Source organism: Psychrobacillus sp. FSL K6-2843 (genome assembly GCF_038626375.1).
GTDB classification, from domain to species: Bacteria; Bacillota; Bacilli; order Bacillales_A; family Planococcaceae; genus Psychrobacillus; species Psychrobacillus faecigallinarum.
Map to the genome: position 1 here is coordinate 234,326 of NZ_CP152021.1, position 26,414 is coordinate 260,739.

General features: G+C 37.7%; 24 protein-coding genes, 1 pseudogene and 1 riboswitch. Of the genes and pseudogenes, 12 read left to right on the forward strand and 13 right to left on the reverse strand.

From position 1 onward, the window contains the following. Nucleotides 1-182 precede the first annotated feature (182 nt). A complete protein-coding gene (locus MKY94_RS01235; protein ID WP_342577843.1) occupies nucleotides 183-1,019 on the reverse strand; it encodes a TetR/AcrR family transcriptional regulator in 837 nt (278 codons plus the stop codon). A 96-nt stretch (nucleotides 1,020-1,115) separates the two neighbouring features. Between MKY94_RS01235 and MKY94_RS01240 the strand changes: the two genes are divergently transcribed. After that, nucleotides 1,116-4,205 carry an efflux RND transporter permease subunit gene (locus MKY94_RS01240; protein WP_191697223.1) on the forward strand — a complete coding sequence of 1,030 codons (3,090 nt, stop codon included), beginning with the start codon at nucleotides 1,116-1,118 and terminating at the stop codon, nucleotides 4,203-4,205. A 172-nt stretch (nucleotides 4,206-4,377) separates the two neighbouring features. Here MKY94_RS01240 and MKY94_RS01245 read toward each other — a convergent pair whose 3' ends face one another. Continuing rightward, on the reverse strand, nucleotides 4,378-4,746 hold the full coding sequence (locus MKY94_RS01245) for a VOC family protein (RefSeq protein WP_151111679.1): 369 nt from the start codon (nucleotides 4,744-4,746) through the stop codon (nucleotides 4,378-4,380). A gap of 104 nt (nucleotides 4,747-4,850) precedes the next feature. Further along, nucleotides 4,851-5,351: a DUF1697 domain-containing protein gene (locus MKY94_RS01250; RefSeq protein ID WP_342577844.1), complete on the reverse strand. Its 501-nt coding sequence runs from the start codon at nucleotides 5,349-5,351 to the stop codon at nucleotides 4,851-4,853. A gap of 311 nt (nucleotides 5,352-5,662) precedes the next feature. Between MKY94_RS01250 and MKY94_RS01255 the strand changes: the two genes are divergently transcribed. Beyond that, the gene (locus MKY94_RS01255; RefSeq protein ID WP_342577845.1) at nucleotides 5,663-7,669 is read left to right on the forward strand and encodes an EAL domain-containing protein; all 2,007 of its coding nucleotides are present in this window, start codon (nucleotides 5,663-5,665) and stop codon (nucleotides 7,667-7,669) included. 53 nt (nucleotides 7,670-7,722) lie between these two features. Here MKY94_RS01255 and MKY94_RS01260 read toward each other — a convergent pair whose 3' ends face one another. The 4 genes from MKY94_RS01260 to MKY94_RS01275 are packed head-to-tail and all read right to left on the reverse strand — an operon-like array spanning nucleotide 7,723 to nucleotide 10,989. Further along, nucleotides 7,723-8,478 carry an energy-coupling factor transporter transmembrane component T gene (locus MKY94_RS01260; RefSeq protein WP_342577847.1) on the reverse strand — a complete coding sequence of 252 codons (756 nt, stop codon included), beginning with the start codon at nucleotides 8,476-8,478 and terminating at the stop codon, nucleotides 7,723-7,725. Then, the gene (locus tag MKY94_RS01265; protein ID WP_342577848.1) at nucleotides 8,468-9,832 is read right to left on the reverse strand and encodes an ABC transporter ATP-binding protein; all 1,365 of its coding nucleotides are present in this window, start codon (nucleotides 9,830-9,832) and stop codon (nucleotides 8,468-8,470) included. Before MKY94_RS01265 ends, MKY94_RS01260 begins: the two co-directional genes overlap by 11 nt. Further along, the gene (locus MKY94_RS01270; RefSeq protein ID WP_144538389.1) at nucleotides 9,825-10,406 is read right to left on the reverse strand and encodes an ECF transporter S component; all 582 of its coding nucleotides are present in this window, start codon (nucleotides 10,404-10,406) and stop codon (nucleotides 9,825-9,827) included. Before MKY94_RS01270 ends, MKY94_RS01265 begins: the two co-directional genes overlap by 8 nt. Beyond that, entirely contained in the window at nucleotides 10,399-10,989 is a 591-nt protein-coding gene (locus MKY94_RS01275; RefSeq protein ID WP_342577849.1) for a YkoF family thiamine/hydroxymethylpyrimidine-binding protein, read from the reverse strand. Before MKY94_RS01275 ends, MKY94_RS01270 begins: the two co-directional genes overlap by 8 nt. Before the next feature lie 76 nt (nucleotides 10,990-11,065). Further along, nucleotides 11,066-11,173: riboswitch (TPP riboswitch) on the reverse strand. 155 nt (nucleotides 11,174-11,328) lie between these two features. On the opposite strand from MKY94_RS01275, the gene MKY94_RS01280 reads away from it, so the two are divergent. From MKY94_RS01280 to MKY94_RS01320, 9 genes and pseudogenes are all read left to right on the forward strand, one after another. Then, nucleotides 11,329-12,288, forward strand: a complete 960-nt coding sequence (locus MKY94_RS01280) for a D-glycerate dehydrogenase (protein WP_154311876.1) — start codon at nucleotides 11,329-11,331, stop codon at nucleotides 12,286-12,288. Between the two features lie 526 nt (nucleotides 12,289-12,814). Beyond that, nucleotides 12,815-13,810 (forward strand): ABC transporter substrate-binding protein, encoded by a 996-nt coding sequence (locus tag MKY94_RS01285; protein ID WP_144538391.1) that lies wholly within the window; start codon nucleotides 12,815-12,817, stop codon nucleotides 13,808-13,810. Between the two features lie 60 nt (nucleotides 13,811-13,870). Further along, on the forward strand, nucleotides 13,871-14,731 hold the full coding sequence (locus MKY94_RS01290) for an ABC transporter permease subunit (protein ID WP_144538392.1): 861 nt from the start codon (nucleotides 13,871-13,873) through the stop codon (nucleotides 14,729-14,731). Beyond that, nucleotides 14,728-15,933 carry a glycine betaine/L-proline ABC transporter ATP-binding protein gene (locus MKY94_RS01295; protein WP_144538393.1) on the forward strand — a complete coding sequence of 402 codons (1,206 nt, stop codon included), beginning with the start codon at nucleotides 14,728-14,730 and terminating at the stop codon, nucleotides 15,931-15,933. The genes MKY94_RS01290 and MKY94_RS01295 overlap by 4 nt, the downstream gene beginning before the upstream one ends. Before the next feature lie 203 nt (nucleotides 15,934-16,136). After that, nucleotides 16,137-16,895: an SDR family oxidoreductase gene (locus MKY94_RS01300; RefSeq protein WP_151111674.1), complete on the forward strand. Its 759-nt coding sequence runs from the start codon at nucleotides 16,137-16,139 to the stop codon at nucleotides 16,893-16,895. Between the two features lie 34 nt (nucleotides 16,896-16,929). Beyond that, nucleotides 16,930-17,259: pseudogene (locus MKY94_RS01305) on the forward strand (SDR family oxidoreductase); the annotation flags it as partial. Nucleotides 17,260-17,505: 246 nt separating this feature from the next. Further along, nucleotides 17,506-18,129, forward strand: coding sequence for a hypothetical protein (locus tag MKY94_RS01310; protein WP_154311874.1), 624 nt, complete (start codon nucleotides 17,506-17,508; stop codon nucleotides 18,127-18,129). A gap of 149 nt (nucleotides 18,130-18,278) precedes the next feature. Then, nucleotides 18,279-18,917: a TetR/AcrR family transcriptional regulator gene (locus MKY94_RS01315; protein ID WP_154311873.1), complete on the forward strand. Its 639-nt coding sequence runs from the start codon at nucleotides 18,279-18,281 to the stop codon at nucleotides 18,915-18,917. Next, entirely contained in the window at nucleotides 18,907-19,602 is a 696-nt protein-coding gene (locus MKY94_RS01320; protein ID WP_342577850.1) for an MBL fold metallo-hydrolase, read from the forward strand. The genes MKY94_RS01315 and MKY94_RS01320 overlap by 11 nt, the downstream gene beginning before the upstream one ends. Before the next feature lie 128 nt (nucleotides 19,603-19,730). Here the strand turns inward: MKY94_RS01320 and MKY94_RS01325 are convergent, their stop codons facing one another. Then, nucleotides 19,731-20,078 carry a hypothetical protein gene (locus MKY94_RS01325; protein WP_144538399.1) on the reverse strand — a complete coding sequence of 116 codons (348 nt, stop codon included), beginning with the start codon at nucleotides 20,076-20,078 and terminating at the stop codon, nucleotides 19,731-19,733. Nucleotides 20,079-20,290: 212 nt separating this feature from the next. Between MKY94_RS01325 and hpaB the strand changes: the two genes are divergently transcribed. After that, nucleotides 20,291-21,721, forward strand: a complete 1,431-nt coding sequence (gene hpaB, locus MKY94_RS01330; protein ID WP_342577851.1) for a 4-hydroxyphenylacetate 3-monooxygenase, oxygenase component — start codon at nucleotides 20,291-20,293, stop codon at nucleotides 21,719-21,721. 164 nt (nucleotides 21,722-21,885) lie between these two features. Here the strand turns inward: hpaB and MKY94_RS01335 are convergent, their stop codons facing one another. The 5 genes from MKY94_RS01335 to MKY94_RS01355 are packed head-to-tail and all read right to left on the reverse strand — an operon-like array spanning nucleotide 21,886 to nucleotide 26,351. Then, nucleotides 21,886-23,010, reverse strand: coding sequence for an alpha-hydroxy-acid oxidizing protein (locus tag MKY94_RS01335; protein WP_342577852.1), 1,125 nt, complete (start codon nucleotides 23,008-23,010; stop codon nucleotides 21,886-21,888). Between the two features lie 20 nt (nucleotides 23,011-23,030). Then, nucleotides 23,031-23,741 carry an ABC transporter ATP-binding protein gene (locus MKY94_RS01340; RefSeq protein ID WP_144538402.1) on the reverse strand — a complete coding sequence of 237 codons (711 nt, stop codon included), beginning with the start codon at nucleotides 23,739-23,741 and terminating at the stop codon, nucleotides 23,031-23,033. After that, entirely contained in the window at nucleotides 23,734-24,507 is a 774-nt protein-coding gene (locus tag MKY94_RS01345; protein WP_144538403.1) for an ABC transporter ATP-binding protein, read from the reverse strand. Before MKY94_RS01345 ends, MKY94_RS01340 begins: the two co-directional genes overlap by 8 nt. Further along, the gene (locus MKY94_RS01350) at nucleotides 24,479-25,459 is read right to left on the reverse strand and encodes a branched-chain amino acid ABC transporter permease (RefSeq protein WP_144538404.1); all 981 of its coding nucleotides are present in this window, start codon (nucleotides 25,457-25,459) and stop codon (nucleotides 24,479-24,481) included. Before MKY94_RS01350 ends, MKY94_RS01345 begins: the two co-directional genes overlap by 29 nt. Before the next feature lie 7 nt (nucleotides 25,460-25,466). Further along, the gene (locus tag MKY94_RS01355; RefSeq protein ID WP_144538405.1) at nucleotides 25,467-26,351 is read right to left on the reverse strand and encodes a branched-chain amino acid ABC transporter permease; all 885 of its coding nucleotides are present in this window, start codon (nucleotides 26,349-26,351) and stop codon (nucleotides 25,467-25,469) included. Nucleotides 26,352-26,414: the final 63 nt, after the last annotated feature.

Sequence of the window (26,414 nt, forward strand, 5' to 3'; positions counted from 1 at the left end):
TCCAGCGGGAGGAGGGAGATAGATAAGCCATCACAACCGACGCGTTAGTGACGGTTGTGATCGCTTACTCCCCCGTGGAACGGGTCCGCCTAAAGCGAAAATCAACCATCTATTGTTAAACGCAACATATAATACTTTCTCCTTAAAAAAACGTACAACCCAAAGGGATGCACGTTTTCTTGTTAAATGGAGTACTTCTCTCTTATTAAATAGGCAACCCACTTACATTGCGGGTTGTTTTTAATATTTTCCAATAAACCCTTAATAATGGCGAGGCTATTGTTTTCACTTTGTAAGCAATTTTTTAAGAGCTCCAATGATTCTTTTTCAATCGGCTCCTCAATTTCTATTATGAGCTGCTCGATTAATTCAATAATCTGTTTTGAATTATTATCAGTACCTTCAATATGATCCTGTAAGATCTGTGCACTTTCCTTGGTGATAAAAGGAATAGTAGAATACTTAGCTAAGATGTTTGTCTTCTCTACTAGCGATTTAGTGAGGATATCTAGATCTAGTAGAGGTAATTCGTAGATTAAGAAAAGATCCACGTAGACCTTCATAAATCCTTTTATACAAATTAGCAAATCAAACTTAGTCTTTTCATTTTCTAATACCAAATGATCAATTATGTATAAAATAATGTCATTTACCTTACTATCATAATAAGACAATCTATTCAAAAGGTTTTCATTTACTGTATGGGTTTGCTCCTTAAAGAAAATCTTTGCAAAAGTAGAGTTATCTTGAAACGCTTTATTGGTAGTGTAAAAAAATGTAGATAGCATATCATCAGAATGTGAACAATCTTTGACTGATGAGTCAATATCAGCAATTATTTGTTTCATAAAGCAATCTACAAAAGAGATGATTAGTTCATCCTTAGATTTATAAGAAAGGTAGAAGGCACCTTTAGAAATTCCGCAATGGTCAGTAATCTGTTGGACTGATGTAGCTTCAAAACCTTGTTTAGCAAACAGTTCTAACGCTTTATCCATAATTAGTTGTTTCTTTACCATATATAATCGCTCCTAATGCATATTGTTGACAAATGACCAATTAGTCATTATTATAAATAAATGAGTTCGATAAGTCAATTGAGGGTAGGTGTAAGGGTGAAAGGGTTAGTAAATTTTGTCCTGAAAAATAAACTAGCAGTTTGGTTATTAACGATTATTATAACTGTTTCTGGTATTTATTCAGGTACAAGAATGAAAATGGAGACCATTCCAGATATCTCGATTCCGTTCTTAATGGTGATGGATGTTTATCCTGGTGCGACTCCTGAAAAAGTAATGGAAGACGTTTCGATGCCTTTTGAAAAAGCATTAGAAGGATTAGAAGATGTTAAGTCTGTATATTCTAATTCATATTCGAGTATGTCTAGCATTCAAGTGGAATACGAATACGGCACTGACATGGATGAAGCAAAACGCGCCATGGAATCTGCCTTGGATAAAATATCTTTACCGGAAGGTGCACAGGAGCCAACTATAACAGCAATCAGTATGAATATGATGCCAGTAGTTGCACTTAGTGTAAGTAGTACAGAAGAGGATATTGTAGAACTAACATCGACAGTAGAAGATATTTTACTTCCAAAAATTGATAAAATCGATGGCGTTGCATCGGCGACTATAACAGGTCAACATATTGAAGAAGTGGAGCTTACATATGACGAAGCGAAGATGGCTGAATTGGATGTAACAGAAGACACTGTCAAGCAAATGATTCAAGCAAGTGATATGGCTGTATCATTAGGATTGTTTGAATTTGAAGAAGGTGAGCAGGCAGTAGCAGTCGATGGTAAGTTTATGACTGCTGATGAATTAAAAGAAATGCTAATTCCTGTGACTCCATCTGCTACCAACCCATCTCCATTTGTTAAATTAGGGGATATTGCACAGGTTGAGGTTGTTGGTAAAGTAGAGTCTGTTTCACGTACTAATGGCAAGGATGCCATCGCAATTCAAATAGTAAAAAATCAAGATGCTAACACAGTAACGGTAGTAAATGCAGTGAAGGATTTAATCGCAGAAGAAGAAAAGAACATTGATGGTATTGTTATTGATGTATCTCTAGACCAAGGTGCTCCTATCGAAGAATCTGTATTCACGATGGTAGAAAAAGCAGTCTTTGGTGGTTTGATCGCAGTATTAATCATTTTGCTATTCTTGCGCGATTTCAAATCTACTATTATTTCAATTGTATCTATACCAGTATCTATATTCATGGCTTTACTGCTATTAAATTGGTTAGATATAACGTTGAACATTATGACACTTGGAGCAATTACGGTTGCGATTGGACGGGTAATTGATGACTCCATTGTAGTAGTAGAAAATATTTATCGTCGTTTACATTTAAAAGGTGAGCCATTATCAGGTCGTGCTTTAGTTCGTGAAGCGACTATTGAAATGTTCAAGCCAATCCTTTCATCTACATTAGTAACAGTGGCAGTATTTGCACCGTTAATCTTCGTCGGTGGAATGGTTGGAGAATTATTCATGCCATTCGCATTAACAATGACTTTTGCTCTTGGTGCATCTTTATTGGTAGCAATTACGATTGTACCAGCAATGTCTCATTTCTTATTTAAGAAAAAACTTTATGCTGAAAAAACAGAAAGTAATCACAAAGAGCAAGGCAAATTAGCTGAAGGTTATAAGAAAATTCTAAAATGGACATTGAACCATAAAATTATTACTTCTATTGTTTCTATTGCATTATTAGTAGGTAGTCTAATGCTTACTCCTTTAATTGGCTTTAGTTTCTTAGGAAGTGAAGAAGAAAAAGTAATGTATTTAACATACACACCAAAAGCTGGTGAACTAAAAGAAGATACCTTAGCTAACGTTACAAAAGTTGAAGAAGAGATGCTAAAACGCAAAGATATCGATATCGCTCAAGTATCTATTAACGGTGACGGTGCAAATGACATGACTGCTATGATGGGCGGGGGTACAGGCGGAGCGTTAATGTACTTGATCTTTGATGAAGACATGGAAGATTTCCCTGGTGCTCGTGAAGAAATTGAGGAGTATGTCTTTAACATTGGTCAAACCGGCGAATGGAAGAGCCAAAACTTCTCGAGTATGTCTATGTCAACAAATGAAATCAGCTACACATTCTATAGCGAAAATTTAGATAAACTAAATGAAGCTGTATCTATGGTTGAAGGGGTAATGGGAGAAACAGAAGGATTAAAAGATGTTTCTTCAAGTGCCGAAGATAGCTATGTAGAGTATACGTTCCAAGTAGCACAGGATGAATTATTACAATATGGGTTAACAACAGGTCAAATCGTTATGATGTTAAGTCCTACTACTACTCAGGAAGTATTAACTACAGTTGAAAAAGACGGTAATACTTTAGAGGTTATCGTACAACAAGAACAAACAGAAACACCTAAATCAATTGATGATATTTTAGCAAAAGAAGTTCCGACAGCAATGGGAACAACAATCCCATTGTCTGAAATTGTAACAGTAGAAGAAGGGTACGCTTTAAATACGCTTGCGCGTAGTAAAGGAGAGTACTATGCTACTGTATCAGCTACAATCCTAGATGATGATATTTCAAAAGCTTCAGCAGATGTAGATGAAGCGATTGAAGAATTAGACTTACCTAAGGGTGTAACAGTTGGAGTTGCAGGGGTAACTGCAGATATGAATGAAACATTTACTCAGCTTGGAGTGGCGATGCTTGCAGCGATTGCGATTGTTTACTTCATCTTGGTAGTAACATTTGGTGAAGGTGTAGCGCCATTTGCTATCCTATTCTCGTTACCATTTGCAGTAATCGGTTCATTTGCAGGTCTATGGCTTGCAGATGAAACAATTTCCGTATCTGTTATGATGGGTCTCCTCATGCTGATAGGTATAGTTGTGACGAACGCTATCGTGCTTGTGGACCGTATTATTCATATGGAACGTGATGGTATGACAATGCGTGAAGCAATCTTAGAAGCTGGGGCAACACGTTTACGTCCAATTCTTATGACTGCCATTGCAACAATTGGAGCACTTGTTCCACTTGCGGTTGGTTCAGGTGGTGGCGGTGGTTTAATCTCTAAAGGATTAGGTATTACCGTAATCGGTGGTCTAGCAAGTTCAACATTGTTAACGCTGATTATAGTTCCAATCGTTTATGAGGTTCTTTCTAAGCTATTTAAGAAAAAACGTAACGAAGTACAAGATAATTAATTAAAATAAAAACGCCTGTGGGAGTCATTTTCCCATAGGCGTTTTTTCAAATATAAGTGTTCCTGCAAGATGCGTGAGCGGCGGTGATGGCTTATTGGCTACCCCTGAAAGCGTAAACCAAAGCAGAGTGGAAATCGAAGAACATTTTTGTCACGACTGCGCTTTTTTTAAGTCACATCCACTCTAAAATCTCGATTCGATTACCAAATGGATCATGAATGTAGATGCGATTAGCTCCTGGTAGCTCTGCATCGACTACAAAGCTTACTCCTTGTTCGGATAAATGCTCTTTTAGAGCTTCTAAGTTTTCCACCTCGAATGCTGGATGTGCCTTCTTGGCAGGAGAAAACTTTTCTTCAACTCCAATGTGAATTTGATAGCTACCTAATGTAAACCATACACCGCCCTTCTGTTTTAGAAGAGGTGGTTTTTCTATTTCTGGCAATCTTAAAATTCCAGTGAAGAATCGGCGAGCTTCTTCTTCACAGCCCTTTGGAGCAGCTAATTGAATATGATCGATTTTTTTAAAAGTAAACGACATGCTTCATACCCCCTTATGAATAACTTTACTTTACCGTAAGTTTTCTGATAATAAAAATTTATTTAATTCATAAAAAGGTATAAGAAATTCTTATGTCAAACATACTACATTCTTTCTAATATTTTTATCACTGTATTTTTGTTTCTAGCTGTGCAAACCGTTTGGAGCTTCTTTTCAAAGAAGGCATTCGTATACTTTGTCTGGTGATAGTTCTTGGAATGATTAATGATCAAATTACGTCTATGAAGAACTACAAACTCGTCCTCTACTATTTCCTTAAGTATAGTAATCTGTTCGTTGGTAATTTTCCTTTGTAGAAACATGACAAAGGTTTGGTCATTTAAGAAAAGTGGATGGTTATGTACTTCTTCCAATTCAGATTTCGTTCTTAAAGTAACTGGAATAGAGAACCCATAGGTGATTCTTAGTGCTTCCTCTAATTTTCCCTCGCTACAATCACCGTTATCAAATATAACGTTTCCTGTTTGAATATATGTACGTACATTATGAAAGCCCAATTCTTCAAAGAGTTGCTTTAGAGATTTCATATCTACTTTATTAATCTTTCCTAAATTAATTCCTCTTAGCAGAGCCACTGATGACATTTAATAGCCTCCTATATAATTTTCTGATAATACCTATTTTTAACAGTATTGGAATATTCACAATAATTATATAACAAAAATAAATAATCATAAAGAACCAATTTTCAATAATTCGCCAAACATATATTACAAAAATATTATAAACTAAAATGTTTAATCAAAATTATACAATTACATTATGGTTTTTATGTTATATGTCTGGTTGATATGGTATAGTTTAACAGATAAGTTGTTCGTCGAAAGGAATGACAAAGTTGTTTTTTAGTGCTATATCACCCATATATTCTATAGAGTTACAACCGGAGTATTCAATGGTCGGTGTGATAATTTCAATTATAGTTGCCTGTATTGCTTCATTTACTGCGCTATCGCTAAATGAAAGAGTCCAAAAAAATAGTTTTTTTCACTATTTATTTTGGTTAATATTAGCATCTATTTCACTTGGTTTGGGAATTTGGGCTATGCATTTTGTAGGTATGACCGCTATTACGTTGCCAATCAGTATGCATTACAATTGGATATTGACTTTTGTGTCATTAATTCCAGGTGTTTTAGCATCTTTTATTTTTTTCTATTGGGTAAATAAACCAATTCAATCTTGGTGGAAATATATAATTGCAAGTATTTTAATGGGGTTAGGGATAGCAGGAGTTCACTATATTGGAATCCGTTCCATGGAGATGGATGTGCAATACGTTTACGATAGACCTACTATATTTATCGCTTTGTGTATCTCTATCATGTTTACGCAGACTGCTTTATTTTCCATTAAATATTCATCTAAAAAGACAAAAAACTTTATTACTAAAACTTTTTCATCCATTTTAATGGGCTGTGCAATTGCTACAACTCATTATGTAGGAATATTAGCAATAAGTGTTTACGCCCCGAGAGATTATTTAGTCGCAACTGCAGAAAATCACTCGATGCATAATACTTTTCTAGGTGTAACTGTAACCTTTTTCCTTGGAATGCTAATAGGGGTATTACTTTTATCTAGTATGATGGATAGGTACGTAAAATATAGAGCCAATTATTTTGATAATCTCACAATGCTACCTAATCGTAGAAGCTTTGAATCATACATTGAAAAGTCTGTTATTGGTCAAACACTAGCAGTCTGGCATTTACATGACTTTGGAAAAATAAATCAAGAGTTTAGCTTCATGTTTGGTGACGAGGTCATTCAACATTTAACTAAAATCTTCACGGATTACAAGCCGCCATCAGCTCGTTTATTTAAATTTGAAAGCAATCGTTTCGCTTATATTATGAGAACTACTGATGACACAAATATCCATGATATGCTAATAGCAATGGAAAAAATAGCGGAGATTTTAAAGAGACCCATTACAATTAAAAACAAAAAAATAGTACTTCCAGGGGTTTGTGCTATTTCCGCGGTAAAGGATTATCGAGACCTTCATTCAATCTATTCGAATGCCCTAGCTGTGTTTAATGACTCTTCCATTGAACATAAACATGAAGTAATTATGTTTGATCCGGTCATACATACGCATACGTTTGAAAAAGAATTAGTCGATGGAATTGAAAAAGCAATGATTAACAAAGAGTTATATCTCGTGTATCAACCAAAAATAAATCTACGAAATGTGGAAGTAGCAGGAGTAGAGGTTCTTCTAAGATGGAATAATTCAAAATATGGTTTTTTGTCTCCGGCTGTCTTTGTCCCTATACTAGAGGAAAATTCGAAGATGGAAATGGTAACGGACTGGATTGTAGAACAGGCTTGTAAACAAATGTACCAATGGAAGAAAGAAAATATTTCACTAGGAAAAGTAGCGATTAATATACCTGGACATTATGTTACCTCTTCAGCTCTACTAAAACGTTTGATAAGTATTACAAGTAGTTATGAAATCTGTCCAAATGAAATAGAGTTAGAAATTACGGAAACTAGCTTTGTAAGTAATATTGAAGAAGCAATGCGGGCGGTAGGAGTATTTAGGGAGAAAGGTTTCTCTGTTGCCCTGGATGACTTTGGAACAGGGGTATCCTCACTTTCTTATTTAAAGCAAATACCAATCTCTACCTTAAAGATTGACAAAACATTTATTGAGGAAGTTCCAAATTCTCATAAAGATTCTTTAATAGTACAGGCTATTATTGCACTAGGAACGTCACTCGGACTAGAAATAGTCTTTGAAGGAGTGGAAACAAAAGAACAGGTAGGATTTTTAAGGGCATCCTGCGAAAATCCTATTTTACAAGGTTATTATTTTGCTAAACCTATGCGAGCAGAAGAACTATTTCATTGGCAAGAGAATATAAAACAAAAGTTTGCTGATAAAATATGATTGTATTTAAAGGAAGAGAGTGTCACCCAAGTCTGGTGTCACTCTCTTTGTTTTTACGCTAACCAAAAATTACTGAAACAACTGATTAATAATAAACTAATAAACAAGAATGCTAACATGAAATCATTCTTTTCAATAGTAACCTTATGATAAAAAACCCTTCTTGGTTCTCCTGTGAAACCCCTTGCTTCCATAGCAAATGCAACTTTCTCCGCTTTACGAACAGCTCCAGCGAGCATGGGGATTAGTACGCGCCGTAAACCTATTATTCTCTTGAAAATATTTGATTGGTCATCCAATCCCCTAAGTTTCTGTACCTGTTGAACTAGTATAAATTCATCCTTTAAGAGGGGTAGAAATTGATAACCAACCATAATTCCGTAAGCAATTTTTGGAGATAGTTTTAACTGCTGCATTAGGCTACGTATAAATATAATTGGATCGGTAGTTAAAGCAAATAACAAGCTTAGGCTAGAAAAAGCTAAAACGCGAAAGCTTAGGGACAAGGCGTGATTCAGTTGACTCATAGTTATTTCAACAGAACCGATAGACCAAAGAACAGGACCAGTCCTACTGTCTACAAATAAAAGAGTAGTCCAAAGATAGCCAAATGCTGCTATAAAAAATGGTAGCATCAGTAAGCCCCATTTTCTCCAGGATATATGGCTTAAAAAGATTTGCACCACAATAATACTTAACCAAAAAATAAGTGGAGTCCATGGATTGAAAAAAAACGCAAGTGTCAGCATGCAAATCATTACTATCACAAACTTAACAGACGGATTCATCCTATGTAGGCTAGTGTGCATAGAGAGCACCTCGTCTAGGTGAGAGTAATTGATGTTCTAGCAGTAAATCTTCTTTACCCCAAAAGCTGTCAGAGTGATATTTTCCTGTAATTGCTCCGTCTTTCATTAGTAAAATGGTGTCTGCAACCTTATAAGCAAACTCCATATCATGTGTAACAATTAGGAAGGTAGTACCTGCCTTAGAACGATTATCAATTACTTTAAACAGTTCGGCTAAAGTAGCGGAGTCCTGGCCAGAAGTAGGCTCATCCATCAGTATCACTTCACGATTCTGACAAAGCATAATGGCTATAGCTAGGCGCCTTTTTTGCCCATGACTGATTGAAAAAGGATGTGCATCTGAAACAGTAGATAAATTCAGTCGCTCCAACATTTCCTCCGTATTTTGAACACCACCGAAAGAAACCTCTTCCTTCACTTGCCCTGTAATAAACAAAAATTCTGGTGATTGAGGTACATAGCCTAACATGCTAGGCTTTACTTTGCCATTAGAGGGTAAAATACCTGAAAGAGCCTTCAATAATGTAGATTTCCCACTGCCATTTGGTCCAGCTAGCACTGCGATTTCTCCTTTATTTAAAGAGAATGAAGTTGGCTGTAAAAAATGCTTTGTACTAATATTTTCCACATGCAGAGACTTTTCTGCTTGAACCATGCTCTTCCTTTTGGTATAGCTTTCATACGGAATTCTATCTTCCTTTAACTTAATTGTTCGATGAAAGAAGTTGTCCCATAGGTCGAGTCTATGCTCAATCGCTAAGATGGTTATACTCGATTTTTGCTGAAGTAAGTCCAACCATTCAATATATTGTTTTGCGGTATACGGGTCCAGATGGGTGATAGGCTCATCTAACAATAATATTTCTGGCTCCATAATCATTGCACAAGCAGTGGCAACCCTTTGCTTCATACCTCCAGAAAGCGATTGAATGATGGAATGTCGATAATCCGTTAACCTAGTTAACTCCAATACTTCAGAAATCTTCGTCTCCATTTCTTCCCGTGCGACGAGTAAATTCTCTAAAGTAAAAGCAAGCTCTTCCTCTACAGTTGGCATACAAAATTGTGCATCGGGATCTTGAAATACTGTTGCGATACGATGATTGACCTCGCCAGGTCGATAGGAATCATTTTCTTTACCAAAAAGTTCTATTCTACCGGACACTATGCCATCGCAATTTTCTGGATAGAGACGATTGCACAAATAAAGTAAAGTGCTCTTTCCACAGCCGCTTGGTCCGGTTATGACGACACGCTCTCCTTTTTCGATAGACATAGAAAAGTTTGATAGAACAGCAGTATCCTTGTCTGGATAAGAAAAGGTGACATCTTCAAAATGGATAACTTTAGGCACGAATATCACCTTTTTTTGAACGCGAAATAGCATATCCTCTTAACGAACCAGTGGCAAGCAAGCCGTCAGCTACAGCTTTTCCACCTAAACCAGCAATGAGAGTTCCACTAAAAATACGAACAACTAGCATGAAAACTACATATCCAGTGGTATAAACGGCAAATCCTCCTAAGAAATAGCCATACACAAAGCTAAAAACTGCGGATCCTGCTCCCGCAAGCATTAAAACCCAAAGGTCAAACCGTTTGTAACGTGTAGCGGCGAATACAGCCTCGGCACCTAGACCTTGTATGACACCAGAAAGGATAAGACGTGGCCCGACGGCATTACCTAAAAGTACCTCTATTGCTGCTGCGATAGTTTCCGAGATAACCGCCGCCCCAGGTTTCCGAATGATGTACATACAGATAATTGAAACGATAAACCAAACACCAAAAATCCACTCATATGCGATTGGTCCGACGAAGCCAGACCAAATGTTTCCTACATGAAGGAAGAGTAAATAAACAATCCCAAACACTACTGCAAAGACCGACATTAAAACAATTTCTTTTAGCTTCCATGATTTAAGCATGGAGGTCATCTCCGTGAGAAGGGCTATTAATGCTCATCGATAAAGTCATCACTAAATGCTTGTGCTCTTCTGATCTAGCTCTGCTGAAGGCTGCCTCATAATAAGCAAACACGTCATGGATATCCCCATGAATCCCGCTAGCATAATGCATAGATTCATTGAATACACCCTTCACTTTAGCGTGCTCAATCTCTCTGTAGATCACATCCATATAGTTAGGATTGTTCATAGGGTATAAAGCAAATTGAGAAGAAACATATTGGTTTGTTTCATCCTTATTTGTCACTTTATCTCCCTTGTCTAAATAAACGTCAGCAGTGGTGTCGCCGGGACAACCCGCTGAAAATGTTCCAGAAAGAGCTACATGTACCCCTGTTTTGGCAGCATTCAGAGTAATAGATTTTGCCACATTAAATACATGAACTTGTTTTCCTCTGATAACGGTTGAGACATCATCCGTATGCATCCACACATTGGATACATCTGTATTCTGTAGTGCACCTTTAATAATACTTACAAATTCATTGCTCATCGGATGTAGGGAAAAACGAAACCCTACAATTGGACTTAAACCACATTCCATCCTAAAAACCTCCCTCAATTTTTTCATAAAAAAAAGCTACATCCGTGAAGATGCAGCCACTAACCCTTATGAAAAAAGGAAAGTCACCGCACTTCCTCACGCAGGTATTATCCTGATCGAGTAATAAGGGATCGGAGCTAAAAAGCTCTCATCACAGCCAAAGTGGGCACCCCTAGTGCAGAAACGGTATGTAGTTTTACAGTTGTGTATAAATTTACACAATTTGTTTTCTTTATGTGCCCACAGTATAGCGTATAAAAATATAATTGTAAATATGGTTGAATTCTTTTCTCTAATCGTCCATGCTTAAATTATCAGAAAACATAAGGAGGAAACTAAATGGACAAAATTTTTATTACTCGAAAATTACCGGAGGAAATTGTACAGCCATTAAGAGAAAAATTTGAGGTGAATATGTGGCACAGCGAGGAAACTCCAATGGATTATGAAGATATAAAAAAGGAAGCAAAGGACGTCCATGCCCTGTGGACTGTTCTCTCTGATAAAGTGGACCGGGAACTTATAGAAAGTCTACCGAATTTAAAAATTATCAGTAATCTAGCGGTTGGCTTCAATAATATTGATGTGGAAGCAGCGAAAGAAAAAGGGGTGATGGTAACAAATACTCCTGGTGTATTAACTGAGACAACTGCAGACCTAACCTTTGCGTTGTTATTGGCTACTGCTCGTCGTATTACCGAAGCAGAACAGGATATTCGTGCAGGTAAATGGAAATCATGGACACCGATGCAGCTGACGGGAATGGACGTTTTTGGAGCTACGTTAGGAATCATAGGCATGGGAAGAATCGGTGAAGCGGTAGCAAGACGTGCGAAGGGTTTTAATATGAAAGTCTTATATCATAATAGAACAAGAAAATTAGAGGCAGAGCAACAAAATAACTTTACATATGTGGAGCTAGAAACATTATTGCAAGAATCTGATTTTGTTGTAATATTGACGCCTCTAACTCCAGAAACTAAAAGGATGATTGGAAAAAAAGAGTTAGGATTGATGAAGGAAACCTCTGCTCTTATTAATGTTGCACGTGGCGGAATCGTAGATGAGCAATCCCTTTATGATGCCCTCCTAAATAAAAGAATATGGGCCGCTGGACTAGATGTTTTTGAGACGGAGCCTGTTCCTTTAGATCATCCACTCTTAACCTTGCCTAATGTTACAGTCCTCCCCCATATAGGCAGTGCAAGTATTCATACGAGACTTGCTATGATGCAAATAAATGCTAAAGCAATTGAAAATGTTTTAGAGGGACAAGAACCTGACAATCGAGTTGTTTAAAGGAAAAAAATTATAATCTAGGCTGCCATGAATCCAGTATTCATGGCATTTTTTATGAGGTAAGAAAGGTGTAAGTATGCGACGGGGATGGCTTATCGCTCACCCAACAGAAAGTGTCCACCTGAAATCAAGCTTACTATCCTATGTCCTAATCTAGTAGAAAGCAAGTGAGCATGCACTTTTCAATTAAAACTATACAAAAGCACTATCTATCAAATACTTGATAAAAATTACTGTTTTTAAACGAGAATATTGTACAATATTTACCTATTTATCTAATCGTATTGGTCTACTAAATTAATGCTAAATATTCAGATTAAAATAAAAAATTAACAACTATCTCTTTAAGTAATTTGCAATATACAAATTTGTTTAGTAGTATTAGTAGTTATAAATTAGGCGTCCTTTAAATTCAGTATTAGGAAGTTTAATTGTTTTGAAATTTTAGCAGTTATTTTATAGGTATTGAAGGAGGAACGATCGAACGTCTAATTTAAAAATTGAATGAAAAGAGGTAGTCAGACTAATGAAAAAAATTATGTTATTTTTTTCACTTTGCATGCTTTTAGTACTTACAGCTTGTGGTAACGAGACAAGCAAAGACAGTATTGAGGTGATTAAGTTTGCTGATGCAGGATGGGATAGTATACGCCTACACAACAGCATTGCTCAAACTATCATCGAAGAAGGTTATGGTTATGAAACCGAGGTAACAAGTGGAACAACAGCAGCTACGATGCAATCACTTGAAAAGGGCGACATAAATGTCTATATGGAAGTATGGACCGATAACATTAAAGATGTCTACGAAAAAGCAATTGAAAGTGGAAATATCATGAAGGTAGCTACTAATTTCGCTGATAACGCGCAAGGATTATATGTTCCAACTTACGTGATAGAGGGAGATGCAGAACGAGGAATTGAACCAATCGCTCCAGATTTAAAGACAGTTCAAGACTTAGAGAAGTATCCAGAAATTTTCCAAGATCCCGAAGATAGCAGTAAAGGCCGAGTGGTCGGAGCTCCATCTAGTTGGGTAGTAAGTGAGTATTTGGGGACGAAACTTGAAACATATGGCCTTGACGAACAATATAACTATCTAGCACCCGGCTCTGATTCTGCAATTGTTGCAGATTTAGCAGGAGCATATAAAAAAGGGGAGCCTTGGGTAGGATATTATTGGTCACCAACGTGGGTAACAGCTAGCTACGATTTAACTCTATTAGAAGACGCACCTTACGACGAAGCAAAATGGAATGAATCAAAAGGAACTGAGTTTCCACCAAATGATGTAGTTATTGCAGTTCATAAGGATTTACCAACACAAGCTAAGGACGTAGTAGACTTTTTAAGTAAATATGAAACTAGTAACGATTTAACGGAAAGTGCATTAGACTATATGCAGGAAAATGATGTTGAAGCAGATGAAGCCGCTATTTGGTGGATGAAAGAGTATGAAGATATTTGGACAGCTTGGGTGTCCGAAGAAGTGGCTGAAAAGGTAAAAGCTTCTTTGAAATAATTCATTACTTAATCTAACTAAAGAAAGGTGGTTGTGGCTGTACTTTTACAGTCCCATTCTATGACAGAATTTCCAAACGTACGATTTCCAATAGGGGATGTAGTAGAGAAATTCGTGGATTTTCTTGCCATGAATTTTGATGCATTCTTTGATTTTATCTTTATCATCTCGTCTTCCATGATTAAAGGTCTTGAGGCGGGTCTACTAGCAATTCCTTGGTGGTTATTTATTGTTATCATCTTTTTAATTGGATGGTTTTTTAATAATCTATATGGAGGACTGCTATATGCAGCATTTATCTTCTTAATTGGATCCTTTGATTTGTGGCCAGAAACAATGACCACCATTTCCATTGTTTTAATCTCCGTAATTTTGTCTCTTGTTATAGGCATACCACTAGGAGTTGGAATGGCTTTTAGTAAATCAATGTCCAGAATCATGCGTCCGATATTAGACGCGATGCAGACAATGCCAAGCTTCGTCTACTTAATACCAGTAATTTTCTTCTTTCCGCTCGGAAATGTACCAGCAGTTATTGCAACAATCATTTATGCATTACCACCAGTAATCCGTTTAACAGAATTAGGTATCCGAAGTGTAGATAAAGAGATTGTAGAATCTGCACAATCATTCGGCTCCTCTTCCTCTCAAATGCTCATGAAAGTACAACTACCACAAGCCTTACCTACAATTATGGCAGGTATAAATCAAACAACAATGATGGCGCTAGCAATGGCGGTTGTTGGTTCTATGGTTGGTGCGCAGGGACTTGGAGAACGAGTACTCTTTGCAATTAACCGAATAGACATCTCACTAGGTTTTGAAGCTGGGATCAGTATTGTTTTCCTAGCGATTATCATCGACCGCGTTACCGGAGGAATTGCGAATCGCCTTCAGAAACATAGGAGGGATGCCGCATGACAGTAAAATTAAAATTAGAAAACGTATCGAAGATTTTTGGGTCTCGACCTAAAAAAATTATTCCGATGGTAGAGAAGGGTGTACCAAAGGAAGAGATATTAGCTAAAACAGGGCATACGGTCGGAGTGTACAATGCATCAATGGAAATCATGGAGGGAGAGACCTTCGTGATTATGGGGTTATCAGGAAGTGGTAAGTCTACCCTAATTCGTTGTTTAAATTTATTGAATAGACCTACTTCTGGCGCTATATACGTCGATGGAGAAAATGTCGTGGATTACAATAAGACACAGTTAAAATACTATCGTCAAAAGAAAATAGCTATGGTATTCCAGCATTTTGGGCTGTTTAGCCATCGTACGGTATTAGAAAATATTGAGTATGGTTTAGAGATAAGAGGAATGTCTAAGAACGAGCGCCAGGAAATTGCTCAGAAACATTTAGAAACAGTTGGTCTTAAAGGTTATGAAAACCAATATCCAGATGAACTTTCTGGAGGTATGCGCCAGCGAGTAGGCATCGCTAGAGCACTTGCTAACGATCCAGATATACTACTAATGGATGAGCCCTTCAGTGCACTTGACCCATTAATCCGTAGAGAAATGCAGCTAGAGCTTCTTGATATCCAAAATCGCCTTCAAAAGACAATAATCTTCATCACACATGATGTCAACGAGGCTTTTAAAATTGGGGACCGTGTTGCGGTTATGAAAAACGGAAAAGTTGAGCAAATTGGCACTCCAGAAGAGATTCTGGAAAATCCGGCAAGTAGCTATATATCAGAGTTTATACGAGATATTGATCGCACTAAAATTCTTCAAGCAGAGCATATTATGTCTAAGCCCAACGGATTAGTATCATTAAAGGATGGACTAAATGTTGCAATCCAGGTGATGAGAGAGAATGGGAACTCGAGTGCTTTTGTGGTAGACAGAAAGCGTCAGTTGCAAGGTATCATTACCATTGACCAGGCTATCGAGGGCATGAAGCAGAAGAAATCCTTACAAGAAACAATGTCAAAGGATGTGAATACAGTCCATCCTGAAGAATATGTACAAGACTTGATTCAGCAAGTCCTCGATTCTAAGTATCCTCTTGTTGTAACAGACGAGGAAGGAACGATGAAAGGAATGATTTTACGCGTTCACGTTTTGGCAAGCTTAATAAGTGATCCTGTAGAGGAGCCTGAACAAAAAGCGTAAGTTGGAGAGCCCAAAAACGATTAATTCGTCTTTGGGCTTTTCTATGAATTGAATTAAAAACGTTTAATTTTTTCAAAAATGTTCACAGGTTATCTATTGTAAAATTGGATTTTTTTAACTAAACTAAAGCTAGTAAGAGATGATTTGTGAACTACTAAAAAAATAATGTAAGCGCATTCAATCAAACCGAGGAGGTAGTTGGAATGAGACTTCAAGACAAAGTAGCGGTAGTAACAGGTGCGGGTTCAGGTATGGGAAAGGCGATTGCAGTTCTCTATGCTAAAGAGGGGGCTAAGGTCGCTGTTTCGGATTTAAACGAAGAGACGGCGAAGGCTACGGTCGACGAGATTAAAGCAAATGGTGGAGAGGCAATAGCCATAACTGCGAATGTTGCAAAGGAAGATGATATTCAAAATCTGATTGATACGACGGTAAATACGTATGGCACTGTTGATATTTTAGTGAACAACGCAGGTATAATGGACAACTTTGAGCCTGCTGGGGATATCGAAGATAGCAACTGGGAAAGAATATTTTCAGTTAATACTACGAGTGTCATGCGTTCCACACGTAAGGTATTACCAATATTCTTAGATAAGCAAAAGGGAGTTATTATCAATGTAGCCTCTGTTGGTGGACTGCAAGGATCTAGAGCTGGCGGTGCTTATACTGCTTCTAAGCATGCAGTGGTGGGGTTCACTAAAAATACTGGATATATGTATGCGGACCAAGGTATTCGCTGTAATGCAATCGCACCGGGTGGGGTAGAAACTAACATAAATAATTCTATGACGAGTGTGAGTGAAAAAGGAATGGGGCGTATTCGATTAGGAATGGGCAACAATCCAAGAATGGGTAAATCAGAAGAGATAGCAACTGTAGCATTATTTCTTGCTTCTGACGATTCAAGCTTTGTTAATGGAACTGTCATAACAGCAGATGCAGGCTGGCTTTCCTATTAATTAACTTCAGAAAACCCTTCTCCATTATGGAGGAACTGCCTCAGTCGTAGCATATGAGGGACATAAGCATTTGATGGACTATACCGCTACTAAAGCTGCTAATGTAGGGTTTACTCGGGCACTTGCAAATAACCTAGTAAGCCAAGGGATTAGAGTCAATGCAATTGCTCCGGGAAAAATTTGGACACCACTGATCCCAGCTAGCTTTTCTGCAGATGAGGTCACACAAGTTGGCAATCCTATGGAGCGGCAGGGTCAACCATTTGAGCTAGCACCTACTTTTGTTTATTTAGCTTCAGATGATTCTCGGTTTGTAACTGGCCAAACACTTCACGTAAACGGCGGGCAAGTAACTTCTTCCTAAAAGCAATAATTTAACTCTTCTAAGGCCAACTCACTCGTGATTTGGTCTTATTTATGAGTGGTTCTTCAAAGAAGGTTCTTAAAATGAATGAATATCTAAAATTCATGTTTCCAATCAATTAAATACTAAATTTTCCTGTATTGAGTTTATCAGCCATGTTTTTAGGCTATATAGATAAAATGAATGTCGAATTTTGTTATTAAACACAAAGTGTTACGCACATTCATCTTTTAAAGGAGGTCTAGTATGTTAAAAAAAGTATTATTTTTAGCTGCACTTAGTTTACTACTTGCAGCCTGCTCAGATGAAGAGACAACAGTGAAGAAAGATAACGATGTTGAGGGAAGTGAGAAAGACGTTGTTGAAGATGAGGAGTTCTCACTTGAGGTAACAGATGAAGAATGGCTAGCATTATCTAACCAAAGCAAATGGTGGGAGGAAAATGAACTAACTGAGCCAGAATTTGGACAAGCAGTAATTGTTCAATTTGACGAGGATACTATTCCAGAAGTCGTTATTCCTTATACGCAAGCTAAAGAGGAACCCCAAGGCCTACTAATAGGGAAGTATAATGAGACTGAGGAAAAGTGGGCAATCTCACAAAACATACCTATCGAAACCAATATGAAAATAGAAATATTAAACGATAAAATAACATTTAATAATGGATCTGAGCTACTCATCACACAAGAAAGTGACGATAAAAATAAAACACTAGCAACTTATAAATACTCTAAAACAGATGAACAAGTAATTGCTGAGCACAGAATTGCCGTAGATGTGGACCAAGCTATCGAAATCGATACAGAGGGTAACACAATTAGCTATTTTGTTAAAGGAGAAGAGAAACAAGAGACATTAGAGGAGTAACCTTACAGGCGTAGACAAAGATTATGTTTGAGTTGCTTCCATTTATAAGCAAAGAAAATGCTCTGAGGTCTTAAAGGACTTTAGAGCAATTTTTGACACAACACTAACCATTGGTTATAATATAACCAATGGTTAGTTGAGGTGATTAGATGACAAATAGACAAAGTGCACGTTCAGACGAAACGAAGAAAGAAATTATCAATGCAGCAGAGCAATTATTTTCTCAAAAGGGTTTTGATGCTGTTACCATACGAGAAATTGCAAAGTTGGCCGGATGTTCTCATACCACTATTTACCTTTACTATAAGGATAAAGAGGCTCTTCTTTACAAGTTGTCCATGCCACATCTGAATGATTTATACATTCAAATGGAACAAACGCTTCAACAAACGAATGTATCAGCAGAAGAAAAATTAAAAACAATTAGCAAAAAATATATTTACTTCTGTCTACAAAACAAGAGCATGTATAGCATATTTTTTAACGAAATGTCTTCTAGGGTAGATGAAGAGCCGGTGACGGAAATAAATAAATTACGTCTTTCTATATTTAATTTGTTAAAAACAGCTGTTACAAATTGTCTGCAAATTAAATCAGAACAGCAAATTCTAGCCTATTCTCGTATATTTTATTTTAATTTAAATGGCATACTTAGCACCTATTCCTACCAGCACGAGCCGCTTGAAGTGCTAATGGAAAGATTGATTCCGACATTCGATTTGGCAGTAGAGATTATGTTAGAGGGTATGAAGGGGAAATGTATAGGGGGAGAAAAAATTGAAGATTAAACAGGTTTCAGAAAATATTTGGAGCATAAGATCTTGGATGATATGGCTAGTTATACCTGTTCAAGTATGGGTAGTAGTGGAGGAGGACGGTGTTACGTTAGTGGACGCTGGCTTACCAAAAATGGCTAAGGGAATATTGGGGTTTATTGAACAGCTAAACGCTGGACCCTTGAAAAGAATAGTATTGACGCATGGGCATGCAGATCATGTGGGTGCAGTTGAGCACATTGTAAAGGGGAAGGAAGTTCCGGTATTTGCACACGCAAAAGAAATTCCGTATGCGGAGGGCAAAATACTCTACCCAAGACGACAGAAGCTCGAGCAGAATCTTCCTAACGGACTGACACAGTCTTTGTATGAAGTAGCAGGAGAGCTTCAAAATTTAGGAGCACTTAAGCCGGTATATACTCCGGGTCATTCCCCAGGGCATGTGGTTTACTACCATGAGCTAGATGATGTTCTTTTGGCCGGAGATTTATTTACGACGCGCAATGGAAAACTGCATCAACCTATGCCAATGTTTACTGGAGATATGAAGCAGGCTACAGAAAGCGGAATTTCTGCCATAAATGATATAAGGCCGAAACAGCTAGAGGTTTGTCATGGAAAAACAATAGATAATCCGTTTGATGGCATTACTACTTACATTAATCAAATGGGAAAAACTTTAAAAGCAAAGCTCTGATTAAGAAATAATATCATAAAATCCACTTTGCCGATAAAACACGGATAATTGAAGAATGACTACTTTAATGAAATATTATAGCTTGAATACAAAAAAACAGTCCCCGAGGGAATTCGGGGACTGTTTTTTTATAATATTTCATTGTAAAGAATGCCTTCATCATTAAGCTGAATGACTTTTAAATAATTCTCGTCTTTAACAAAAACACTTTTATATGTTTTATTGCCATCAGAATCTTCAAAGAAAATTATTCGTGACCCTTTGTTATCCGTCTCAATATCTGCCACATATACTTGTAAATCAATAATGTCATCTAGAATTGGGAATTCAGGAAAGTCCTTTAGTACTTGGTTTTGCTTTGGTAGTTCTGCTTTAGAGCTGTTTTCGGTGAGTGTTCCATCTGTAGCTTTTTCTTGTCCATCGGAGCAACCAGCAAGTAGTGACAAACCTACCATAGCAACTAATAACTTTTTCATTTTGCATGACTCCTTTATTATTTATTTAATTGTATTTAGAGAATATATCACTATTTATAATTATGAAAAAATTATTCCTTGAATAGTTATCCTAGAATACTGAATTTAGTAAGTCAAATGATACCCCTTATTCTTTGTCACCAATTTAGAAAAAAAATAATAATATAAGCAGATAAATTAAATAATTTGAAGTTACATTTAGGAGTGTGTTTATGCCTGCAATTAATGGAAAACAGTATATAGAACGCATAAATAGGTTGAATTCTGAAGTATGGATTGATGGAAAGCAAGTAACAGGCAACATATCAGAGCATCCGGCATTCAAAGGCATTATGAAGACCCAGGCGGCGTTGTTTGATATGCAGCATGACCCTCAATACAAAGAAATATTAACCTATGCTTCGCCAACCACGGGAAATTTAGTCGGCTTGTCCTTTTTAGAGCCTAAGTCAAAAGAAGATTTGGCAAAAAAACGAATGATGGTGCAGGAATGGGCTCGAGTAACTCATGGATTGATGGGTAGAAGTCCTGATTATATGAATACGACCTTAATGGCATTTGCCTCTTCTGTTAAATTATTAGAAGGCAAAAAAAACTGTTTCCCTCAGTATTTCCGATCTTACTATGAATATGTACGAGAAAATGATTTAACTTTGACTCATAGCTTTATCGAGCCCCAAGTGAATCGAGCGTATTACTATTTAGAAACTGCAGAGGAGCCGATTGCGGCAAAGGTTATTGGTGAAAATGATCAAGGAATCATTATAAAAGGTGCGCGCCTTCTTGCTACACAGGGTGGAATTACCGATGAAATATTAGTACTATCTACAGGTTCTTCATTAGAGGAAGGAAAGGGCTATTGCTTTTCTATCCCAAGTAATACGAAGGGAGTAAAATTTATATGTCGTGAGTCACTAGTTGGTGGCGAGTCAACCTTCAATTATCCACTTAGCTCCAAGTATGAAGAGATGGATACCATTGTAGTCTTTGATAATGTGTTAATCCCTTGGGAGCGTGTATTTTTTTATGATGATACGACCGTTGCAAATGACTTTATGATTAGTAGCTCCTTCCACTCGTTCTCCCTTCATCAGGTGATAGCTAGACAGATTATTAAAACTGAATTTGTCCTAGGAATTGTACAATCAATTATTAAAACTATTAATATAGCAGAGTACCAGCACGTGCAGGAAAAGGCGACAGAGGTAATCGTAGCATTGGAATCATTAAAAGCTCTGTTAATGAAATCGGAGATGGAAGCGAAGGTCAATAGTTTCGGACTCATGGAGCCAGATCGATTAACATTGCACGCAGCTATTACTATTTTTCCGCGTATCTACCCAAGGCTGACAGAAATCATTCAGCTATTAGGAGCAAGCGGGCTTATGTCTATTCCAACAGAAAATGATTTTAACTCACCCATTAGAAAGGATCTCGATCATTATATGCAGGCTAAGGCTGCCTCTGCTGTAGAGCGGGTAAAATTGTTTCGACTAGCCTGGGATCTCACGATGAGTCCATTCGGTACGAGGCAAACTATATATGAGCGATTTTTCTTTGGAGACCCAATACGCGTAGCAAGCCTGCTATACTCTGCCTATGATAAAGAGCCTTATGTTCAACGTATTAACGATATTTTATAGAGCTGCTTTAAATTTGGAGGAAATCTGGCTGAATAGGACGTTTACTATTGATTAAAGCTGATAATCCGCCAACTTCTCACAGAATTCTAACTTATAACCATATAATTTAGAAAGGCAAGAATGCATGATTTCAGCATTCTTGCCTTTAGCTATTCTGACTAAACTTATTTCTTTCTTCTAATAAGAGAGGAGTTGACCTCTTTCATCGAGGCAAACCCAGATAAAGCTAAAGTTACATCAATATCATTAATCATATTACGTAAAACATGCTCTACTCCTTGTTCTCCTGCAACAGCTAGGCCATAAATAAAAGGTCTGCCAAGTAGAACTACATCTGCTCCAAGTGCCTTTGCTTTTACGACGTCAGAGCCCCGTCTGATCCCGCTGTCCAATAATACCGGAATCTTCCCCTGGACGACTTCCGCAATGGATGGTAGGGCCTCTAGTGATGAAATACACCCATCTAGCTGTCTGCCTCCATGATTTGAGACTATAATTCCATCGACTCCGTGGTGTAAAGCTTTTCTTGCATCTTCCTCATGAAGAATACCCTTAAGCAAAATAGGGAGCTTTGTATGCTCCTTAATAGTTTTGAGATTCTCCCATGTTAATGAAGGATTAAAGATAATATCTACAATATTCTTGATGACCTCTGGATCGTCTGCAGAAGGAGGACTAGCAAACCTACCTTGAAAGACAGGGTCGTGTAAGTAGTTTGCAGCTCCTTTTCCCAATTTTAAAGGAGAATAACGATTATTCAAGTCACGCTCTCTATTTCCAAGAAGAGAGGTATCAATCGTTATTACAATAGCCGTGTAACCTGCTTCTTCTGCTCGGCGTACCATACTTATTGCCATTTCTTCATCGTTTGACCAATACAACTGATACCAACGAGGGGTGTTTCCTAGGTTGGCGGCAATATCTTCTAAAGAATAAGAGGATAATGTACTAGCTATAAATGGTACTCCACAAGCTGCAGCAGCCCGTGCTGAAGCCAGCTCACCCTCTGGATGAAAAATACTTTGAACGCCGATTGGTGCAAGTGCAAAGGAGGACGGAAAGGTAGTACCAAGTAAAGTAGCTGAAGTATCCCTAAAGCTCACATCATTCAAATATTGGGGCACGATATACCAATCCTCAAAGGCCGCCTCATTGGCACGAAGCGTACTTTCATTGCCGGCTCCGCTATGGACATAGGTAAACGGCCCTTTTTCAATATACTTAGAAGCCATTTGCTCTAACAGAGAAATAGAATGTGGTAATTCCACATGAGAAATAGAACTGGTCATACATATCATCCTTTCAAAATTTAACTAGTTTTTTTCCCTAAATATGCCTCGACAACTCTTGGGTCCTCAAGTAGGTTACTCGCTTCACCGTTAATGATTATCTTTCCTGTCTCCATGACATAACCATAGTCTGCTACTTTAAGAGCCTGCTTCGCATTTTGCTCAACCAACAAAACGGTTGTACCGCTATCTTTAATTTCACGAATCATTTTAAAAATATCCGCTACGATTAAAGGTGCAAGACCCATAGAAGGCTCATCCAATAGCAAAAGTTTCGGCTTAGATAGTAGAGCTCTAGCTATAGCAAGCATTTGCTGCTGACCACCAGAAAGGGTGCCTCCTAATTGGTCCTCACGTTCTTTTAAAATAGGAAATTGTTGCATAACATTTTCGATATCCTTTTTTATGTCCTTATCATTTCTGTGGAAAGCTCCCATTTCTAGGTTCTCGAGAACGGTCATCGTAGAAAGGATAGCTCGCCCTTCTGGAACAAGGGCGATACCTTTTCGAACAAGCTGATCTGGTCTCATACCTGTAATGTTTTCTCCTAAAAATTCAACTGTTCCCTTTTGCGGTTTTAACAGACCGGCAATTGTTTTCATCGTAGTCGTTTTCCCAGCGCCATTTGCACCAAGTAGGGTTACAATCTGCCCCTGCTCTACTACTAGGTTCACATTTTTAAGAGCCTGTATTTTCCCATAAAATGTTTCAATACCAGATACCTTAAGCAATTTCTTCATCCTCCTCTGAGCCGAGGTAAGCTTCAATTACATCTTGATTGTTTTGTATTTCCGTTGGAGTACCTTCAGCAAGCTTCTTCCCAAAATTTAAAACGGTAATTCTGTCGCAAAGCTTCATAACAAAAGGCATGTCATGCTCTATCAATAAAACAGTAACTCCACGCTGTTGAACCTTTTTGATCAAATCAAATAAATTCTCTGTTTCTGTTTCATTCATGCCAGCTGCTGGCTCGTCTAATAATAAAAGCTTTGGATTACTTGCCAAGGCTCTGGCAATTTCCAATCTTCGTTGTTGACCGTAAGCTAAATTTTCTGCAATGGTATCTTCATATCTAGATAGACCTACTAACTCTAGTAATTCTAAAGCGACTTCATGGTTACTCTTTTCTTCATGCTTTTGAGATTTGGTTCTAAGTACGCTTGTTAAAACACCAGATTTATTTCGACAGTGGGCACCTACTAAAACATTTTCCAAAACAGACATTTGAGAAAATAACCTTATATTTTGAAACGTACGACAGATGCCTTTATCAGTGATTTTATGTGGCTTAATACCAGAAATATTTTCTCCGAGAAATAGAATTTCCCCAGAGGTAGGGGCGAACATATTCGTAATTACATTAAACATAGTTGTTTTACCAGCACCGTTAGGGCCGATTAAGCCGAATATCTCTCCTTCGTTGATTTGGAAAGAAACATCAGTTAAAGCAGAGATACCACCAAAGTTTTTAGTTATATTTTTTAGCTCTAATACCATTGGAGTCCCTCCTTTTAAATGTAAATGTTCTCTTTAGCCAATTTAATACGGGGACATCTATAATTCCTTGAGGGCGGAAAGCCATCAACAAAATAAGAATTATTCCGTAAATCATGTATCTATATTCACTGATGAATCGTAATGCTTCTGGAAGAAGTGTCATAAAGGTTGCGCCGAATATTGCTCCCCAAATAACCTCACTTCCGCCAAAAATGGAGAATATTAAAATATCTATTGCACGGTGATAAGCGAAATCTGCTGGACTAATATAAGCTAATACATGGGCATATAAAGCGCCTGCGAAGCCTGCTAAAATAGCTCCCTGGGTGAAGGACAGTACTTTGTAGTAAGTGATATTAATACCCATCGCTTCCGCGGCTTTTTCATCCATTTTAATAGCAGCGTATGCTCTGCCTACACGTGACTTGTTCTGTCTGATAAAGAACCAAATGATGGAAATAGTAATTATTAGTAAAACAAGTACAACTATTAAATAGATAGCTTGATTGTTTTTAAGACCAAGCATATCTGGGTCAAAGCCTAAGTCTCTTAAAAATTGAAAAAGTTCTCTACCAAGATGGGGTATACCTGACAATCCAACCGAGCCCTTCGTGACAGAGTCCCAGTTTACAAAGATTACTCTAATTACTTCCCCAAAGCCTAATGTTGCTATAGCTAGGTAAACCCCGCTTAACCTTAGAGCAGGTATACCGATTAGAACCCCAAAAGCACCTGCAACTAAAGCGCCTAAAATAATACTTATATACAGAGGAACCTCAAAGTTGATAGTCAGTAGTGCAGACGTATAGGCTCCGATACCCATGAAGCCTGCATTTCCTAAAGATAATTGTCCAGAGGAAAGCGTTATGTAAATGCTTATCCCTAATATAATATTGATAAGAATGAAAGAGATAATTTGTAGATGGTATGGGTTTAAGATTTCTCCTAGCATGTCATCATCACCTTCCTGCCTCAGCGGTTTTATTGCCGAAAATACCCTGTGGCCTTATGAGAAGGATAAAAATAATGGCGATAAATGCAACAGCATCTCTGTATCCGGAGTCTCCATAGGCAACAATCATTGTTTCTGAAAGACCAAGGAGTAATCCTCCAACCATCGCACCCTTTACATTTCCCATTCCTCCTAGAATGATGATGGCTAAACCCTTTAAACCCATGGATAAGCCCATCTGAGGGTTAACAGAGTTAAAGGCCATGCCTACTAGAATTCCAGCAATTCCACCTAGAGCGGATGCCAGTATGACGGTAGTTGTAATGGTTCGCTTCGTATTCACACCTAGTAAACTGGCAGTCTCTAAGTTTTCAGCAGTCGCACGTAATGCCTTTCCAGCTTTCGTTTTAGCGAGCCAGTAGGAAAGTACAACCATCAAGGTAATAGAAATAGCAAAAATTAAAATTTGTACTAAATAAATTGTAATTGAACCAACTTGAATTTGAATTTGTGCAAAAGAATGGCGGAACGGATGATTACCTGCGCCAAATAAATGATGGGAGAGATTCTCCAATAATATGGAAACCCCAATCGTACTGATCAAAGGGGCTAGATGCGAAACTCCCTGTTTACCGCGTAGGGGGCGAAGTGCAATTCTTTCTAACAAGTACCCTAAGATAGCAGTCACAATTACTGCTGAAAGAAAGGCTACCCACAGTGGTAAGCCTAATACGCTTGTTACTAACACTCCTATAAAAGCACCAATCATGAAAATCTCACCATGGGCCATGTTAAGGATACCTAGTACTCCAAAGACAAGCGTAAATCCAAGGGCAACGATCGCATAAATGCTTCCGAGTGTTATTCCGTTAATGATTTGTTCTAAAAGCAAGAAAGCTCACCCTTTCAAAATAAGGTAAGGGCTATGCACCCTTACCTGTATTAGTTAAATTTT